The organism is Sneathiella marina, assembly GCF_023746535.1.
GTDB lineage: Bacteria > Pseudomonadota > Alphaproteobacteria > Sneathiellales > Sneathiellaceae > Sneathiella > Sneathiella marina.
Genome location: NZ_CP098747.1, coordinates 177,311 through 195,862 on the forward strand (window position 1 = coordinate 177,311; position 18,552 = coordinate 195,862).

14 protein-coding genes are annotated in these 18,552 nt (G+C 52.3%); 6 read left to right on the forward strand and 8 right to left on the reverse strand.

Features of this window, described 5'->3' with window-relative positions:
* The first annotated feature begins 6 nt into the window (after positions 1 to 6).
* The 5 genes from gltB (at position 7) to NBZ79_RS00995 (ending at position 7,434) form a co-directional block, all read left to right on the forward strand.
* Positions 7 to 4,569, forward strand: a complete 4,563-nt coding sequence (gltB, locus tag NBZ79_RS00975; RefSeq protein WP_251934642.1) for a glutamate synthase large subunit — start codon at positions 7 to 9, stop codon at positions 4,567 to 4,569.
* A 219-nt stretch (positions 4,570 to 4,788) separates the two neighbouring features.
* Positions 4,789 to 5,061 (forward strand): hypothetical protein, encoded by a 273-nt coding sequence (locus NBZ79_RS00980; RefSeq protein ID WP_251934644.1) that lies wholly within the window; start codon positions 4,789 to 4,791, stop codon positions 5,059 to 5,061.
* An 82-nt stretch (positions 5,062 to 5,143) separates the two neighbouring features.
* The gene (locus NBZ79_RS00985; RefSeq protein ID WP_251934645.1) at positions 5,144 to 5,812 is read left to right on the forward strand and encodes a glutathione S-transferase family protein; all 669 of its coding nucleotides are present in this window, start codon (positions 5,144 to 5,146) and stop codon (positions 5,810 to 5,812) included.
* Positions 5,793 to 6,944 carry a tRNA epoxyqueuosine(34) reductase QueG gene (gene queG, locus NBZ79_RS00990; RefSeq protein WP_251934646.1) on the forward strand — a complete coding sequence of 384 codons (1,152 nt, stop codon included), beginning with the start codon at positions 5,793 to 5,795 and terminating at the stop codon, positions 6,942 to 6,944. Before NBZ79_RS00985 ends, queG begins: the two co-directional genes overlap by 20 nt.
* Position 6,945: 1 nt before the next feature.
* Positions 6,946 to 7,434: a class I SAM-dependent methyltransferase gene (locus NBZ79_RS00995; RefSeq protein WP_251934647.1), complete on the forward strand. Its 489-nt coding sequence runs from the start codon at positions 6,946 to 6,948 to the stop codon at positions 7,432 to 7,434.
* Positions 7,435 to 7,465: 31 nt separating this feature from the next.
* Here NBZ79_RS00995 and NBZ79_RS01000 read toward each other — a convergent pair whose 3' ends face one another.
* Positions 7,466 to 8,263 (reverse strand): SDR family NAD(P)-dependent oxidoreductase, encoded by a 798-nt coding sequence (locus tag NBZ79_RS01000; RefSeq protein ID WP_251934648.1) that lies wholly within the window; start codon positions 8,261 to 8,263, stop codon positions 7,466 to 7,468.
* A gap of 82 nt (positions 8,264 to 8,345) precedes the next feature.
* Positions 8,346 to 9,554: an adenylate/guanylate cyclase domain-containing protein gene (locus NBZ79_RS01005; protein ID WP_251934649.1), complete on the reverse strand. Its 1,209-nt coding sequence runs from the start codon at positions 9,552 to 9,554 to the stop codon at positions 8,346 to 8,348.
* 484 nt (positions 9,555 to 10,038) lie between these two features.
* On the opposite strand from NBZ79_RS01005, the gene NBZ79_RS01010 reads away from it, so the two are divergent.
* Positions 10,039 to 10,995 carry a hypothetical protein gene (locus tag NBZ79_RS01010; RefSeq protein WP_251934650.1) on the forward strand — a complete coding sequence of 319 codons (957 nt, stop codon included), beginning with the start codon at positions 10,039 to 10,041 and terminating at the stop codon, positions 10,993 to 10,995.
* 232 nt (positions 10,996 to 11,227) lie between these two features.
* Here the strand turns inward: NBZ79_RS01010 and xth are convergent, their stop codons facing one another.
* The 6 genes from xth to NBZ79_RS01040 form a co-directional block, all read right to left on the reverse strand.
* A complete protein-coding gene (gene xth / locus NBZ79_RS01015) occupies positions 11,228 to 12,040 on the reverse strand; it encodes an exodeoxyribonuclease III (protein ID WP_251934651.1) in 813 nt (270 codons plus the stop codon).
* 26 nt (positions 12,041 to 12,066) lie between these two features.
* Positions 12,067 to 12,663 carry a hypothetical protein gene (locus tag NBZ79_RS01020; RefSeq protein WP_251934652.1) on the reverse strand — a complete coding sequence of 199 codons (597 nt, stop codon included), beginning with the start codon at positions 12,661 to 12,663 and terminating at the stop codon, positions 12,067 to 12,069.
* A gap of 14 nt (positions 12,664 to 12,677) precedes the next feature.
* Positions 12,678 to 13,298, reverse strand: coding sequence for a LolA family protein (locus NBZ79_RS01025; protein WP_251934653.1), 621 nt, complete (start codon positions 13,296 to 13,298; stop codon positions 12,678 to 12,680).
* Between the two features lie 104 nt (positions 13,299 to 13,402).
* Complete coding sequence (locus NBZ79_RS01030) at positions 13,403 to 15,781, reverse strand: DNA translocase FtsK (protein WP_251934654.1); 2,379 nt, start codon at positions 15,779 to 15,781, stop codon at positions 13,403 to 13,405.
* A gap of 9 nt (positions 15,782 to 15,790) precedes the next feature.
* Complete coding sequence (locus NBZ79_RS01035; protein ID WP_251934656.1) at positions 15,791 to 16,984, reverse strand: aminotransferase class I/II-fold pyridoxal phosphate-dependent enzyme; 1,194 nt, start codon at positions 16,982 to 16,984, stop codon at positions 15,791 to 15,793.
* A gap of 149 nt (positions 16,985 to 17,133) precedes the next feature.
* On the reverse strand, positions 17,134 to 18,363 hold the full coding sequence (locus tag NBZ79_RS01040) for an ammonium transporter (RefSeq protein WP_251934658.1): 1,230 nt from the start codon (positions 18,361 to 18,363) through the stop codon (positions 17,134 to 17,136).
* Positions 18,364 to 18,552 lie beyond the last annotated feature (189 nt).

Consider the following 18,552-nt stretch of genomic DNA (forward strand, 5'->3'; position numbering starts at 1 on the left):
AATGAGATGAAAAAAGACATAAAAAAAATGGCAGCGGAAAATACGGCTGGCGAGGAATTCGTCAAATCCTGGACCGAAAACGCGACGTTCCTGCAGGAAAATGGTTTGTATGACCCAGCAGAAGAAAAAGATAATTGCGGTGTCGGTCTGGTTGCGGCCATTGACGGAAAGCCTTCCAGAGCCGTTGTTGCGGCGGGTATCGATGCGCTGAAGGCGGTTTGGCATCGCGGAGCTGTGGATGCGGATGGCAAAACCGGCGACGGCTGCGGCATTCACGTGCAGATCCCGCAGGATTTCTTTAAGGAGCATATCACGCGTACAGGGCATGAGCCGATCGAGGGCAAGCTCGCCGTTGGCATGGTGTTTTTGCCGAGAACCGATTTCGAAGGCCAGGAAACCTGCCGGACAATTGTCGAAACCGAAATTCTGGCGTTCGGCTACTATATTTATGGCTGGCGGCAAGTCCCGGTGAATGCCAGCATTATTGGCGAAAAAGCCAACGCCACCCGGCCCGAAATTGAACAGATCATGATCGCCAATACGCGCGGTGTTGATGATAACGAGTTTGAGCGCGACTTGTATATTATCCGCCGTCGGATCGAGAAAAAGGTCCTTGAGGCGCATATCAACGAGTTTTACATTTGCACATTGTCTTGTCGGTCCATCATTTATAAGGGGATGTTTCTGGCGGAGCAGTTATCAAGTTTCTATCCTGATTTGCTGGATGAGCGGTTTGTCTCCAATTTTGCCATCTATCATCAGCGCTATTCGACCAATACGTTCCCGACCTGGAATCTGGCGCAGCCTTTCCGGGTTCTTGCCCATAATGGTGAAATCAATACAATCCGCGGCAACGTCAACTGGATGAAAAGCCATGAAATTCGAATGGTTTCCTCGGCATTTGGCGAAAAGTCAGACGATGTGAAACCGATTATCCAGGCTGGCAGCTCGGACAGCGCGGCGCTGGATGCGGTGTTTGAAGTGCTTGTCCGGGCGGGCCGAAGCGCGCCCATGTCCAAGACGTTGCTTATTCCGGAAAGCTGGGCCAATCGCGAGTCAATGCCTCCTAAACACAAGGCGCTCTATGCCTATTGTAATTCTGTGATGGAACCCTGGGACGGCCCGGCGGCGATTTGTGCCACCGACGGCCGGTGGGTCATCGCCGGTATGGACAGAAACGGTTTGCGGCCGCTGCGCTACACTATAACAGGTGATGGAATGCTGGTGGTTGGATCGGAGACAGGCATGGTGCCGGTCAATGAATCCAAGATTGTCCGTAAAGGACGTGTTGGCCCCGGTCAGATGATTGGTGTCGATTTGAAAAAGGGCACCTTTTACTTCGATGGCGAGCTGAAGGACAAGATGGCTTCGGCGAAGCCCTTTGATAAATGGATCGAAAATATCGTTAATCTCGGGGACACCTTGAGCGGTGCTGAAGAACCCCGGCATTTCGAGCGCAAGGAGCTGCGTCAGCGACAGCTCTGTTCCGGCTGGAGTATGGAAGATCTTGAACTCCTGCTGCAGCCCATGGTTGAGGAGGGCAAGGAAGCCGTCGGGTCCATGGGGGACGATACCCCGCTTGCGGTGCTCTCCAAGCATTATCGGGGCTTGCATCACTATTTCCGGCAACGCTTCAGTCAGGTTACCAATCCGCCTATCGACAGCTTGCGCGAACGCCGGGTCATGACCTTGAAAACCCGGCTTGGTAACCTCAACAATATTCTGGATGAGGATAAAAGTCAGGCGGAAATTCTGTCTCTGGAATCCCCCATTTTGACCAATGGCGAGTTTGATGCCATGCAGGCATATATGGGAAACAGCGCAGAGGTCATCGATTGCACGTTCGACCCTTCTGAAGGCCCGGATGCGTTGACCAAGGCTTTACAGAAAATCCGTAAAGAGGCGGAAAATGCGGTGCGTGGTGGTTGTGCCCATTTGATCCTGAGCGATATGGGGACCTCCAGCACATTGGCGCCAATACCGTCCATACTGGCGGCGGCCGGCGTTCATACGCATTTGGTCAATGAAGGACTGCGGACATTTACCTCCATCAATGTGCGCAGTGGTGAATGTCTGGACGTGCAGTATTTTGCTGTCCTCATTGGTGTCGGGGCTACGACCGTCAACGCCTATTTGCTGCAGGAAACCATCCTGGATCGTTTTGATCGCGGATTGTTTACAGGGCTGGATTTACAGAGCTGCCTGATGCGGGCGAAAGATGCTGTTAATCAGGGGTTGCTCAAAGTCATGTCGAAAATGGGTATTTCCGTCATCAGCTCGTATCGGGGTGGTTATAATTTTGAAGCTGTCGGCTTGTCGCGGGCGCTGGTTGCCGAGTTTTTCCCGGGTATGCCGTCGAGAATTTCCGGCATCGGATTGCCGGGTATCCAGCACAAGATACTGGCGCAACATGAAAAGGCCTTCAAGGAAGATATCATCAGCCTGCCTGTGGGCGGCCTGTACCGCTTCCGCGCCTCTGGCGAGGTACATTCCTTTGATGGTGAATTGGTGCATATGTTGCAAACTGCCGTCGATAAAGACAGTTACTCACTATACAAGAAATATAGTGATGGCATGCGGCAGATGGCACCGGTCAATTTACGCGACTTGATGGATTTTAAATCTGACCGCGAACCGATTTCCATTGATGAAGTGGAAAGCATTACGGAAATTCGCAAGCGCTTTGTCACCGGTGCCATGAGCCTTGGTGCGCTGAGCAAAGAAGCCCATGAAACATTGGCCATTGCCATGAACCGTATTGGCGGAAAATCCGACAGTGGCGAGGGCGGTGAGGATGTTAGCCGGTATAAGCCACAGGCCAACGGCGACAATGCCAATTCAGCGATTAAGCAAATTGCCTCGGGGCGCTTTGGCGTCACGGCGGAATATCTGAATAATTGCGAAGAAATTGAGATTAAAATCGCGCAAGGGGCAAAACCCGGAGAAGGGGGCCAGCTTCCGGGCTTTAAGGTCTCGGAAATGATTGCGAAACTGCGCAATTCAACACCGGGCGTGACCTTGATTTCGCCGCCGCCACATCATGATATCTATTCCATCGAGGATCTGGCGCAGCTGATTTATGATTTGAAGCAGATTAACCCTGAAGCCCGGGTATGCGTTAAACTGGTTGCTGAAGCTGGGATCGGAACGGTCGCGGCGGGTGTTGCCAAAGCCAAAGCCGATGTCATCATGATTTCCGGGAACTCCGGAGGGACCGGTGCCAGCCCTCAAACGTCGGTGAAATATGCCGGCGTGCCGTGGGAAATGGGCCTGCCGGAAGTAAACCAGGTGCTGACGCTCAACAAATTGCGCCCCGGCATTCTCTTGCGGGTGGATGGCGGGATGAAAACCGGCCGCGATATTGTCATGAGCGCCTTGATGGGCGGCGAAGAGTTTGGGCTTGGCACCGGTGCGCTGGTTGCTCTTGGCTGCATACTGGTTCGCCAATGTCACTCCAATACCTGTCCCGTCGGGATTTGTACGCAGGATGAGGATCTTCGCAAGAAATATGAAGGGAATGCTGACAAAGTCGTCAATCTGTTCAGCTTCCTCGCAGAAGAAGTACGCGAAATCCTGGCGGAGCTTGGCTATCGGTCCTTGCAGGAAATCGTCGGACGCAGCAGCTTGCTCTCTCAGGTAAGCCGCGGTTCAGCCCATCTGGATGACCTTGATCTTAACCCGCTTCTGGTTGAGGCAGATTCCGGCGATAATCCGCGCTACTGTATCAATGACGGGCCGGTTCCTGTACCCGAAACTCTGGATGCACAAATGATCATGGATGCGGCCAGTGTGTTTACCAAAGGCGGCGAAAAAAAGCAGCTGGCTTATAGCATTCGTAATACACACCGGGCGATTGGAACCAAACTCTCCTCCAGAATAGTTCGCCAATTTGGCATGACAGGCTTGGAATCCGGACATATTACCGTGCGTCTTCGCGGGTCTGCCGGCCAGTCTCTGGGCGCTTTTGCGGTTCAGGGCTTGCGGCTTGAAGTTTTGGGTGATGCCAATGACTATTGTGGAAAAGGATTGTCCGGGGGTTCGATCATCGTTCGGCCTTTGACCTCTAGCCCGTTGAAATGGAATGATAACACGATCATCGGCAACACCGTTTTATATGGGGCAACATCGGGTTACCTGTTTGCCGCGGGACAAGCCGGGGAACGGTTTGCTGTGCGGAATTCCGGGGCGATTTCAGTGGTTGAAGGCTGTGGTACCAACGGGTGTGAATATATGACCGGGGGCATGATCACGGTTTTGGGCCCCGTAGGCGATAACTTTGGTGCCGGAATGACCGGTGGGATGGCCTTTATTTATGATACCGAAGACACTCTGCCAACCAGTATCAACGACGAAAGTGTCATTTATCAACGGGTCACATCCAAGCATTGGGCTGGCATATTGAAGGATATGGTTGCACAACATGCAGCGGAAACCCATTCACCTCTGGCGCAGTCGCTTGTCGCGGATTGGGATTGGGAACTTGGAAAATTCTACCAGGTATGTCCCAAGGAAATGCTGAACAAACTGGCGTACCCGCTGAGTGATGATTTGGAACTCGAAACAGCCTAGAGCCTGATCCGGCTTTCCCGTGGATTGTCTGTAAATGATCCATGGGAAAAACCTGCCTTGTCGGGCAATATTTCCTGGCTTGGACCCCGGCCTTTTCTTTAAAAGGGCAGTTTTAAGCGGTTTTGTCGGTATTCGAGTTTGGCCTGAAGCTTGCATTTAGTCCTGTATACCCCTGCAACGGCAGTGGGTTAAACAATATAGCCAGCAGGACGATGGAAAATGCAAAATATATCGGATCACCTAATCACCGAACCGACTTTCGAGACCTCAACTTATGCCGATCCGATTATCAGTGCCGAAGGCGTAAAATGGGCGGCAAGGCGGTTTATCCTGTTATATGGTGATGACGCCCCGATAAAAGCGTTGGAGCATGTCAACCGACTTGATGCTCGCGGAAAATTGCGAACAGCTGAAATGTTTGCCCGTGTCGAAAGAGAATGTTCCCGTCTTTTAAAGAAAAGCGAAAAATTTCGACAATTCACTATCAACTAGTTTTCGAAAAAAATGCTATTTTTTGTAGATTATTCTAAACAGCCTATTCTCCATTTCATTTGCATGAGGTATGTTCTGCCCCATGCGAACACTGTATCATTTCTGGATCTCCCCCGCTTGCCGTAAAGTTCGATTGGCCCTTGATGAAAAAGGGCTTAAATTTGGACTTCAAATCGAAAAGCCATGGGAACGACGTCCCAACCTTCTGGCTCGAAATCCGGCCGGTGAGGTGCCTATTCTTGTGGATGAAAATGGCGCCGTCCTTGCCGATAGTCAGGCCATTTGCGAGTATCTGGAAGAAACCTACGAAGATGTACCGCTGATGGCGAAAGATCCAATTGAGCGGGCCGAAACACGGCGGCTGATTGCGTGGTTTGATCATAAATTCTATCGCGAGGTAACCGATAATCTCGTCGATGAAAAGATCATGAAACGGCTGACGAAATCCGGAATGCCAAATACAGCGGCCATTCGCGCCGGACATCATAATATCCATTATCATCTGGAATATATCACCTATCTGGTGGAGCGTCGGTCCTGGTTGGCCGGTGAGGAATATGGGCTGGCGGATATTGCCGCCGCCGCACAGTTGTCGTCCGTTGACTATCTCGGCGATGTGCCATGGGACCAGCATCCGGCAGCAAAAGTCTGGTATTCAAGGGCGAAATCCCGTCCGAGCTTCCGCGGGATACTGGGCGATAACCTTCCGGGCATGCCAGCGCCTAAACATTATGCCGACCTCGATTTCTGACCCAACCCTCACCGCAACCGATAAACAGTGTATTCGGGAATATGCGCTGACCCAGGGCTTTGAGGTTGCGGGTTTTACGGAAGCCGATTTCGGTGACCTGCCCGGCCAGCATCTGGCTGAATTCATTGATCAAAACCGTCATGGTGACATGGATTGGATTGTCGAGAAGGCGGATCGCCGACGTCATCCGCAGGCCCTTTGGCCTGAGGTGCAGACAGTGCTGATGCTCGGTCTGAATTATGGCCCGGACGCGGATCCACTGGCTTTTTCCGGACAGTCGGACCGCGGTCTGATCTCTGTCTATGCCCAAGGCAAGGACTATCATGATGTGGTCAAGAAAAAGCTGAAACGGATTGCCCGCTGGATCGTCGGGACCTATGGCGGTGATGTGAAAGTATTTGTGGATACGGCGCCGGTTATGGAAAAACCACTGGCCGAAGCAGCGGGTGTCGGATGGCAGGGAAAACACACCAACCTGCTGAGCCGGGAATTTGGATCCTGGCTATTTCTGGGCAGTATCTTCATGACAGTGACGGTACCGCCGGATGTTGCACAACAGGGAACCTGCGGCTCCTGTACCGCCTGCCTTGATAGCTGCCCGACCAACGCCTTTCCAGCCCCCTATCAGCTGGATGCAACGCGCTGTATTTCCTACCTGACCATCGAAACCCGCAGTCATATACCGCGAGAGATGCGAGCGCTGATCGGCAATCGGATTTACGGCTGCGACGACTGCCTGGCAGTGTGTCCGTGGAACAAATATGCGGCGCAGGCGGCAGAAATGGTATTGCGCCCGCGTGCTGAGTTGGTGGCGCCACGGCTCCAGGACCTGGTCTCCCTTGACGATGCGGCCTTTCGGGCTCTGTTTTCCAGATCTCCGGTCAAGCGGCTGGGGCGCAACCGGTTTATCCGGAATGTGTTGATTGCCATCGGGAATAGCGGAGACCCTGTGCATTTGGGTCCGGTGACAGAGTTGCTGGAGGATCCGTCTCCAATAATCCGAGTAGCCGCCATCTGGGCGTTGTCCCACCTCACGTCAACCGAACAATTCGGGCTTGAAAAACAAAGATTTAGTCCGCAGGAAAGCGATGCGGATGTTCTTGCTGAATGGGATAGTAACGAAAGAGAATAAAATGAGCAGACTGGACAGTTTTATCCGCCGGGTGAGCGCACAGCGCGATTGCCTAAATGACGCCATGGCGCAGATAACCGGACGTCCGGGCAGTATTCTGGAGCTGGGATTGGGCAATGGTCGGACGTTTGATCATCTGCGTGCAAGTTTGCCGGATCGCGATATTTATGTATTTGACCGCCATGTGAAAGCCCACCCGGACTGTATTCCCGATGAGGCGCATATGATCATTGGCGATTTCCGCGACACTGTTCCCACCGCGATGACCCGCCTGTCAGCACCAGCGGTGATGGCCCATTGTGATATCGGCTCCGGCGACAAGGCGTTGAGCGTTGCCTTGGCGCAAACGCTGGGGGCCAGTTTGCCCCGATTGCTTGCCGCCAACGCGATTATCGTCAGTGACCAGCCGTTTGAGGTGGCGAGCTGGGAACAATTGCCGCTGCCCGACGGCGTGGCCGCCGGTCGGTATCACATTTACCGGCAGAAATAGCATAAAGGGAGCCGGCCTTTTTTCACCCGGCTCATTTTGCCGAATATCCTCCATCAATGACAAATTCCGCACCGGTAACGAACGCGGATTCGTCCGATGCCAGATACAGGATCATGCTGGCGACCTCTTCGCGCTGCCCCAATCGACCCAGTGGATGCTGTTCTTTCAGCTTCTGGATATCATCGGCTTCCGCTTCCAGATCCTTGAACCGGCGCATGACCATGGGGGTTTCAATATATCCCGGATGGACGGAATTTATCCGAATGTTCAGTTTCAGTTCGGCACATTCCAGCGCAGCCGCCTTGGTGAACAGCTTGACACCGCCTTTACTGGCGGAATAAGCGGAAGCCATCGGCAAGCCAACGAGGCCAGCGACGGAGGAAATATTGATAATCGAGCCGCCATCCGAGGCGGCCATCGCCCGCATGGCAGCCTGGGTTCCCAAAAAAGTGCCATCGAGATTGATCGAGATAGTTTGCTGCCACTCTTCCAAGGTCATGTCCATCAGCGGATGCGCCCGGCCGATTCCGGCTGAATTGAGCAGAATATCGAGAGACCCCCAGCGATCAACTACCGCTTCGACCACTGCTGCCCAGGATGCCGGATCAACCACATTAAGTTCCCTGAATATCACATCATGGCCTTCTGATTTCAGTCGATCAGCCAGCGCCTCGCCTTTGGCAACATCGACATCGGTGATGGCGACTTTGGCACCTTCACGGGCCAGCCGCTCGGCTGTTGCCAGCCCGATGCCTGAGGCGCCGCCGGATATCAGGGCAATTTTGCCTTCAACACGTCCTGATCCACTGGGGGAAACTTGTGTGCTCATGTTTGGGTCTCCTTCTTATTTTTGTTATGCGGTGAGTGTGCCGGATGCAAACGGCCAGCGCAACAATTCTATTTCCCGGTGCTTAAGCCTTCGATCCAGCCAGGACAAAAGTATCAACCGGAGTATGGCCCTTTAAGGTGGTTGTTCCTTGTGGTACGGTTTCAAAATGGTCTGAAATCAAATCGACGGTGTCTCTGGATATCAGGATTTTTCCCGGCAAGGCAGTCTGCTGGAGACGGGCGGCAATATTTACGGCATCCCCCCAGATATCATAGGAATATTTTTGCTCGCCAATGACACCGGCGACAACCGTGCCGGTATGAATGCCGATACGAAGATTGAGATCCAAACGCTCTTCCTTAACAATTTTCGTCAAGTCAGCCATGGCGGCAAGGGCAAAATGGGCGGCACCTCGGGCATTGGTTTCGGCCGTTCCCTGCAACCCGCTGCAGACCATATAGGCGTCGCCGATGGTTTTGATTTTCTCCAAACCCTGTTCGGCCGATAGTCTATCGAAATCAGAAAATATCCGATCAAGCAGCAGCACGATTTCATCGGGATCATGGTCCATGGCGTATCCGGTGAAACCGACAATATCGGCGAATATAATTGTGACATTGTCCAGTTGATCGGCTATGGGCCGCTGTTCGTTCTTCAACCTCTCGCTGATAGAAGCCGGCAGCATGTTTTCAATCAGTTGTTCGGATCTTCGCCGTTCGAGAGAGAGAAGATCAAGGGCTGTATTTTTTTGTTTGACGAAATAGCTCATCATGACAAAGGCAACGATGGACACGCCGCTCAAGTTCATCACAAACAGCACGACAACAACACCGGCGGGTAACAGGTTATCAATGGTGACGGCCGGATACTCTATGGTACTTCCGATTGAGACAAGCAGAATAAAGCCGATAAACCACAAAGCCGCTTGCCGGCGTCCGGCAAACATCAGGGCGCCGATGGGGCTGGTGAACGACCAGACGACCACAGCCGATGAATTGACAAAACCGCCCAATTCCCACATCAGGAAAAACGGCAGGAGCAATGAACAGGCAAGCTGGCTGCTCCTGAGCAAAGTAAATCCGTGTCGAAGCTTCAGGGTTAAAAGAGAGGCGAGAGATAGAATAACATAAGTGCCGGGGATCGCGGCGGCCCCGATTTCACCGAAATATCCGTATAAAGCGGACCAGAAAACAGCCGCACCGGTCATCATCAGGGTGGATAGAATAAGCAGACGGCGCTGCAATCCCATTTCTTCATCGTCCGGCTTTATGAGGGGCGATTGTGCAAACATTGGAAACAGACGCCCCTTTTTGGCAATTAATTACCCAAGCCCTAGGGTCCAGCTATCGACTTTCAGCTGGTAGGTGTCAGTTTACAGGGTTTTTCGAGCTAGAAAATCTAATTATTTTTCTTTTTCTACCTACCGCCTCTTCAACTTACCTGGCGTAAGGTTTTCGACCGCGTCGCACCATAAGCCATGGTTTGCTTTCAGGATAAGATAGAAACAGCATTTCAATTTCACTAAAGGTAAGAATACTATTTTTACTATAAAATATATCTAAAATCCATTACTCATAGATGTAAATAAAAATCAAATATTATATGTATATTTTTAATATAAAGGAAATATTATTAAAATATTAGGCGTATTAATATCTTTATGTGCAATATTTACTATTATAAGATCATCTGTTTATTCACATAAAAATAAAGAAAATACTCATAAATTTATTGGACTCGTCGCTATTTATGAGAAAATTTGCCGTGATGTTAAGATGGAAAAATTTGTAACAATCAATCGCCCTAAAAACATGGATCTCGCGTTAATTGAAAATCTTGGTTTTATTGGACCCGCCAGCTGTATTCCCTTCGACGAGGAGGCAATAAGCGATCAATGCATGGAGGATATCGAGGTAGTACGCGGGCACAGGGAAAAGTACGAAAATCTTCTAGCAGGCCTCGAAAGAGCTTTCACAGTCGCAACGAGCAATATGCAAAAGCAAATTGGGTATTCGTCTGGTGCTTTATCGAAGATTATTGGGGAAAATCTGGCGACCAAAATAGCCAATCGGAATATCTATTTTATCAACTATGTATATGCGCAGATGACAGATTACGGTAGATGCGGCCAATTAACCTCAAAGGTTTTTTTCAATTATGTGGCCGAGCTTTATAAATCGACACGAAAAGTTCCCAAATTGCAGATTGTAAAGGTTGTCGGTGACACAGCACCGGATGTGAAAGCCTTTCGCAAAAGCAAAAGCCGAATTAATGATCATAGTTTTTTTGTCGTTGGCGGTGATCTTCCGGTAGGAGAGGCTATGGTTGACATAAATACAACCAAACCGATCCCGGAAAAGTACCTCACAGGTTGGGTATGTGATTTATGGAACAAAGACCTCGTCTCTGGTCCTGTTTCGGAAGTTGCCAAATCAAACAAAATCTACGACTTGTCTAAATGGAAAAAAGTCACGATTCTAGATGTCTCTGATCCGTATTTTTCAGGCTCTGGGCGAAACTATAATCTCCCGCCCGACACCTCCCTCAGTCACTATGACTATTTTTTGAATCCACAGCTCTTCCTTGACATGATGGAGATGGACGTGCGTCTGAAAGAGGGATTTGATATGGCAAAAGTGAAAAAGGCAATCGAGTTACCAGACCGGATAAAAAAAGATACAGAAAAAAACAAAGTCGATAGCAACAGGCCATCTGGTCATACCGGCTTATAGGACAGAGTTTAACGGGAAAGAGCGATGACTTGGCTCGCTCTTTCCTAAGCTGAGAGTCCGTAAAAGAGGGCGCGTGCCCATGGAATTCAAGCGACCTGTTTCAATTTTTCGGCGGGTGTGATGCCGTGAATATGTCCTTCTGCGCCTTGAAAGAAATCCGATTTGTCGCCCTAGCTGCCCTCTTTCGTACAGGGAACGCCACCTTAATGGTGCCCCCTGCTGGCGATACAATCTATTTCAGACCCTTCAAGTCGAAATCGACGACTACCGGCGCATGGTCCGAAGGCTTTTCCCAACCGCGGGGTTCAAGCAGGACGTCCATGGCTTTCAAATGCGGCTTGAGAGCCGGCGTCACCCAGACATGATCGAGCCGGCGGCCCTTGTTTGCGGCTTTCCAGTCCCGGGCGCGATAGCTCCACCAGGAATAAAGTGGCTCTGGTTCCGGCACAAAATGACGCATGACATCAATCCAGTCATGGGAATTCATGATGCGATCCATATGCTCGACTTCGATGGGGGTATGGCTGACCACCTTCAATAGCTGCTTGTGGCTCCACACGTCGCTTTCATAGGGAGCCACATTCAAATCACCGACGAGGACCAGCTTGTTGTTTTTGGACTGTCGCTTGGTGAACCAATCGGTCATTTCTGTCATGAAATCCAGTTTATGGGCGAATTTGTCATTCTCGTCGACATCGGGAACATCACCGCCGGCGGGCACATAGAAATTGTTCACTTCAATGCCATTTTCCAGTTCTATTGCCAGATGCCGCTTGTCGTCTTTGCCGCACCATAAGGGCCCATCACAGACGGAAAAGGGTCGTTTCGAGAAAATAGCCACGCCATTATAACTTTTCTGACCCGCAATAACATGATGTTCAAATCCCATTTTCGTGAAAGCTTTCAATGGAAATTCGTTGTCGGTGACCTTGGTTTCCTGAAGGCACAGGATATCGGGATTATTTTCTGCAACAAAGTTTTCAACATGGGAGAGGCGGGCTCTGACGGAATTTACATTCCAGGTGACAAGGCGCATTTTGCTCATAATGACGTGTTCCGTGGTTGAAATTTCTAAAAGATATTAAAGCTGTTGCCCGTGATAGCGATCGGCCAATGGCCCTGTTCGAAGAGTTTGTATTTGATGGCAAAGGGATGGGTATCCTCTTCGCCCGCCGCGAGGACGAGGGCAGCCTGATGGCAGGTTTGCAACGCCGAGCCGACGGCGGCGCGGATCAGTTCCTGATCCTCAATTCCGTTATCGTCGGTGATGGCTTCAACCGCCGTGGTTACCACTGAGGAGGCCGTTGCCGAAATTTGGGTGAGCGCGGCATTCAGATCTTCTTCGCTGATGAGCTCTAATGCCGCTGTGGTCAGGCCCATGCGCAGCTGTTCTTCAGCTTCCCACCAGTCACTGTTCCAGTCCGGATTGCTTGCGGCATAGGCCGCGTCATCCCAGTCCTCCACTTCACCCACAAAGGCATCGGGAAATCCAAGCGCGTTCATATAATCCCGGGCGACGGCAAACGATTCCTCCGTCAGCGGCTGACCGACTTCCTCAAACCAGGAAATGGAGGGGAGCAATTTGTTAAAGCGGACAACCGATACCAGTGTCGGGTAATCGTCAAGATCCAGCTCTTCTTCTTCATCGTCGAATTCGTCGTCATGCATGGCAGTCGGGGCGCCTATTCGTAATCGCTATCAAAGAATGTAAACAGCTCCGGCCGGAGTTTCAGATTTCTCTGAATATTGCCGATGCTGATACTCGTGACGTTATTTTGAGCGTCCGTCACGAGCCATTGACGCAGTTTAAGGGGCTCGTCAGCAAACACCAGCATAATACTGCCTTCATCCGGGTTTTCCGTATCGACAAGAGTAATCCGGAGCGTTTTCCCGTCATTTTCTACCTTGGTTACCGTCACATCGCCGCTGAGTTTTATCTCGTCTTTCAACAGCACACTGACCGGCGTTGTGAACAGCGGTAACCGGGTTGTTTCCTTCAGTTCCTTGTCATGAAAAACCAGCCAGGTCCCATCGGCGACAACCAGGATTTGGGCAGGCGGACTATATTCGAACCGCATGCGTCCGGGACGGCGCATATAAACATCGCCTTTTGTCACACCGCCAAAAGCATCGATTTGCAGAAATTCGGCTTGCATGGATTTAAGGTCGTTAAGATAGGCTTCAGCGCGGGTAATCTCGATTTTATCTGCCGCACTTAACTCGGCCAGTGCAATAATTGGCATTCCGGCAACCATTAGCCCGGCGAGGGCAGGGGTCAGTTTTTTCAGCAGCTGCCGCATCATAAAATTTCCAGTTTTCTGTCAGGGTCGTTAAAATATTGTTCTAGATATAGGCTTGTATGCGGGGATTGCCAGACCAGGATCGGAATTCAACGGCTAAATTTGCCCTAATATTCACGGTCGTCAATATCCCGGGCCAAAACTTCCCGTTTTCCCACATGGTTGGCACTGCCGATGACGCCCTCTTTTTCCATCTGGTCAATGATACGGGCGGCGCGGTTATAGCCGATTTGCAGGTGACGCTGAACAAAACTGGTGGAAGCCTTGCGTTCGCGGCAGACCAGTTCGACGGCCCGGTCATATAGCTCATCTCCGCTGGAGCCACCGCCGGGTGCACCGGACATTCCGTCAAAATCACCCTGGGCTTCTTCGGTAACCTCATTTTTATAATCCGGTTGGCCCTGGCTTTTCAGGAAAGTAACCACTTGCTCAACTTCTTCATCCGAGACGAACGGCCCATGAACGCGCTGCACACGTCCTGCCCCCGGCATATAGAGCATATCACCCTGGCCCAGAAGCTGTTCCGCGCCCTGTTCACCGAGGACGGTTCGACTGTCGATTTTTGACGTGACCTGGAAACTGATGCGGGTCGGGAAGTTGGCCTTAATGGTCCCGGTGATGACGTCCACGGAGGGGCGCTGCGTGGCCATGACAACATGTAGGCCGGCCGCCCGGGCCATTTGAGCAAGACGTTGCACCGCGACCTCGATATCCTTGCCGGCGACCATCATCAGGTCAGCCATTTCATCAACGATGATGACAATCATCGGAAGCGGATCGGTGTCCAGACCGCGCTCCTCAAAGACCGGTTCGCCCGACACCGCATCAAAACCGGTTTGCACGGTGCGTTTGAGAACCTCGCCTTTTTTCTTGGCTTCGCGGATGCGCTGGTTGTAACCGTCGACATTTCGAACGCCAAGCTCTGCCATCTTGCGATAGCGATCCTCCATTTCCTTCACCGCCCATTTCAAGGCAACAACAGCCTTGCCCGGCTCGGTTACGACCGGAGCCAGCAAATGCGGGATCCCATCATAAACGGACAATTCCAGCATTTTCGGATCGATCATGATAAAGCGGCACTCTTCGGGGGAGAGGCGATATAGTAACGACAGGATCATGGTATTCACGGCCACGGACTTACCCGAACCAGTGGTTCCCGCGATCAGCAAATGGGGCATCCGGGCTAGATCGGCGACCACCAGATCGCCGCCAATATCCTTGCCCAAAGCCAATGTCAGCTTGGAACTGGTGCTTTCATAGGCGGCGGCGGAGAGCAGTTCCCGCAGGAAAACGGTTTCCCGCCGCTGGTTTGGCAGCTCGATGCCGATGGCATTACGCCCCGGAATAACGGCGATACGGGTTGAGATGGCGCTCATGGAACGGGCAATATCGTCGGCAAGGCCGATTACCCGCGAACTTTTCAGACCTGGGGCCGGTTCCAGTTCATACAAGGTGACAACCGGTCCGGGCCGAACCCGGCTGATTTCTCCCTTGATCCCATAGTCATCAAGCACGGATTCCAGTAATCGGGCATTTTTCGACAACGCTTCTTCGCTGATCGGCTTGGCAACCAGCTTGGTGTCGGGCAGGGATAGCAGATCCAGCGGCGGCAATTGGTATTCGCCGGAGGGGCCAAGGTCGAGAGCAGGCTGTTTTTCGGCAGCGACACGTTTACCGACTGCCGTTTTGCTGCTGCGCTGCTCGATATGCGGTTCCGCCGATTTACGGAAGACGGGTTTTTTGACCTTCTTTTCCCGCGATTTCTTTTTCGGTGTTGCGACAGGGGCGTCGATCTCGTCATATTCGGTCTCATCTTCATCGGCAGATTTTTTCCTGAAACCGCGCAGGTAGCCCGGTGCCAGAAGCAATGTTTGCAAGATGGTCCTGAAGCCACCGCCGATAACCCGCCACTCCTGTTGCGACATCCCAAAGGAGACGAGCAGCAAGACGGCGGCAAAAACGAAGAGAACCGGGCCCAGAATGGCGGGATGAATGGGCACTCCGATTTTCTGCCCCAGAACGATAATTGAATTGAAGATCACTTCGCCGACGATGCCGCCATAACCGGAATTAAGCGGCCAGCCATCGGCCACCGGCAATGCCGCCAGCATGGCGGAGGTAAAACAGATCCCGAACGGGAAGACGGCCAAATGGATCCAACCCCAAGGGAGACCGCGGTGCGACATGACGCGCCAGGCCCAGGCGAGAAGGCCCAATATAAGAGCTATCGAGCCGAAACCGATTGTCTGCAGCAGCAAATCCGCCAAATGGGCCCCACCGGTACCCAGCAAATTGCTGGTCGCGCCGTCTGTGGCGTGATTGAAATTCGGATCCGCAGGTGAATAGGTGACAAGGGACAGGACGCAGATAAGCGCTAGAACCAGCAATGCCAGCCCGGCAAGTTCAATAACCCGCCGGTGGATAAAGTCCACACTACCTGTCGGCAGGAGAGAGATCGATTTGGAACTTCTACTTTTAGCCATCATACCTGTATTCTATAAGCTATTGACGAGTCTAGATAAAGCCTCTTCCGTGGCGTCGGCGCTGCCAACCAGGGCAACACGGATATATTCATCGCCGGGATTGACGCCCTGCTCATCGGTGACACTGAGAAAGGCGCCCGGCAAGACCCGTAACGCGGCCTCCGTCCAGAGGCGTTTCGTGGCCTCCACCCCATTGCCGACATTCAGCCAAAGGAAAAATCCGGCTTGCGGTCGATAAAAGTCAAACCGCCCGGCCAGCAGTCTTTCAGCAATATCAAATTTCTGCCGGTACAAGGCCCGGTTTTCTGCCACATGGGCATCATCATTCCACAAGGCTGCCGCAGCCGCACATACGGGCAAGGGGGACGCGGCCCCGGCGAAGTTCCGTAAATTCAGAAAGTTCCTGATGATATCTTCCTGGCCGACACAAAACCCGGATCGCAGACCGGCGGCGCTGGACCGTTTGGACAGGGAATGAAAGGACAGGACATGATCGAGGCTGCCACCGTCTTCCCTGCAGATTTCCAGAATACCGGCCGGTGGCTCCTGATCATAAATTTCGGTGTAGCATTCATCCATGACCAGCATGAAATCATGCTTTCTGGCAAGCCCTAGCACCCGGCGCAAATAATCCTTGCTGGCGCAGGTGCCTTGCGGGTTGGCCGGGCTGCACAGATAAAAAGCTGTTGTCCGGTCCAGCAGGTCGGGGTCGAGGGCGTCAAGGTCCGGGAAAAACCCCGATTGTTTGGTTGCCGGCATAAAAACCGCGTCCGCGCCGGCCATGACAGCGGCGGCATGATAGACATGATAATAGGGGGTGGGCAGCAGGATGGCGGGTTTCGCCTGATTATGTCCGGCCCGTTCCGTGATCACCTGTGCGATCATGTACAGGGCTTCCTTGGTTCCGTTTACCGGCGCAATATGCCGGTCCGCTTCTATCATTCCCGCAGGCAAATGATAGCGGCGATCCAGCCAGTTGGTGATGGCGCTGCGTAAGTCGGCACTGCCACCTACCGGCGGGTATTTACCATAGAGATGTTCATTGGCCCGCAAGGCATCAATCATCAACTGAGGCGGTGTATGTTGCGGCTCGCCGATGGTCAGGGTTTGCGGCGCCAAATTCGGCGCAGCTGACAAGGGCCCCAATAGAGCCCTCAAGGCCTCAAACGGGGATCCCCTCAATTGTGATAAGTCAGAATTCAGCATCAAGTCCGTGCAAACCATTTTTGTAGAGAACAAAACGTGCTCGAACTTAAATAATTAGTCCTCTCGGCACAAGCAGCTTCGCCGCCCCGACGGTCATAAAAAGACAGCCTGTGTTTTTATACCACTATGAACGCCAGAGGGAGGGTCCTTTACCTAAGATCCTCTTCCGGATAGGCGCCGATTTTGTGAATACTGAGGTCTGCGCCAATGAATTCCTCTTCTTCCGTCAGGCGGATACCCATGCTGGCTTTCAACAGGCCATAGACAACGAACCCGGCGGCGAGCGCGTAGGCGCATCCGATCAGGCTGACAACCAGTTGTGCCATAAAGCTGACGCCGCCCAGCCCGCCGAGCGCCTCCAGCCCGAAAATACCGGCGGCGATACCGCCCCAGAGGCCGCAAAGACCGTGCAAGGGCCAGACACCAAGAACATCATCAATTTTCAGCTTGTTCTGGCACAGGGTAAAGGCGAATACGAAAAGGGCGCCGGCAATACCGCCGGTGGCAAGGGCGCCGATCGGGTGCATGATATCGGAGCCGGCGCATACCGCGACCAATCCTGCCAACGCGCCGTTATGGACAAAGCCGGGATCGTTTTTTCCGACGAGGAGGGCGGCGATGATGCCCCCCACCATGGCGAGCAGGGAATTCATCGCCACCAGACCGGATATGCCGCCGATGGACTGGGCACTCATGACGTTAAAGCCGAACCAGCCAATACACAGGATCCAGGACCCAAGGGCGAGAAAGGGGATGTTCGAGGGCGGAATGCCCATAACCCGGCCGTCTTTCCGATATCGTCCGCGGCGGGCACCGAGCAGGAGGACGGCGCCAAGGGCAATCCAGCCGCCGACCGCATGTACAACAATCGATCCGGCAAAATCATGAAAGCCGACACCGAAGATATTGGTTATGACCTCTTGCAAGCCAAAATTCCCGTTCCAGATTATGCCTTCGAAGAAGGGATAGATCAGCGCCGTTAAGATCGCTGTTGCAAAAAGTTGTGGCCAGAATTTCGCCCGTTCGGCAATCCCGCCGGAAATGATTGCCGGGATCGCGGCGGCAAATGTCAACAAGAAGAAGAATTTGACGAGGTCGTAGCCATTGCTGGCAAACGCATAGCCCTCAGTTTCAGCGGTTCCGGATAGAACAGCTGCGTTGACAAAGAAATCAACACCATAGGCAACGGCATAGCCGATGAAGAAATAGCTGACCGTGGAGATGCCAAAATCAACAAGGATCTTGACCAGGGCGTTAACTTGATTTTTGCGCTGTACGGTGCCGACTTCCAAAAAGGCAAATCCGGCATGCATGGCAAAAACCATGATTGCACCCATAAGAACAAACAGGACGTCAGAGCCCGTAATCGCATCGGACATTTGGTTATTTCTCCCTCATATTTATCACCGCGTTTGCTCGCGGGTTATCCGTTCCTTATCAAGGAGCATGCCAAACCTGATATGCCCAAGATTTCAGCGGATATAGGGAGATTACCGGTCTATTTTCCCGGAAATTGCCCAAAATCTAGTCATTCAACTGACCAAATTTTGGGCATTTTTATATTGTTG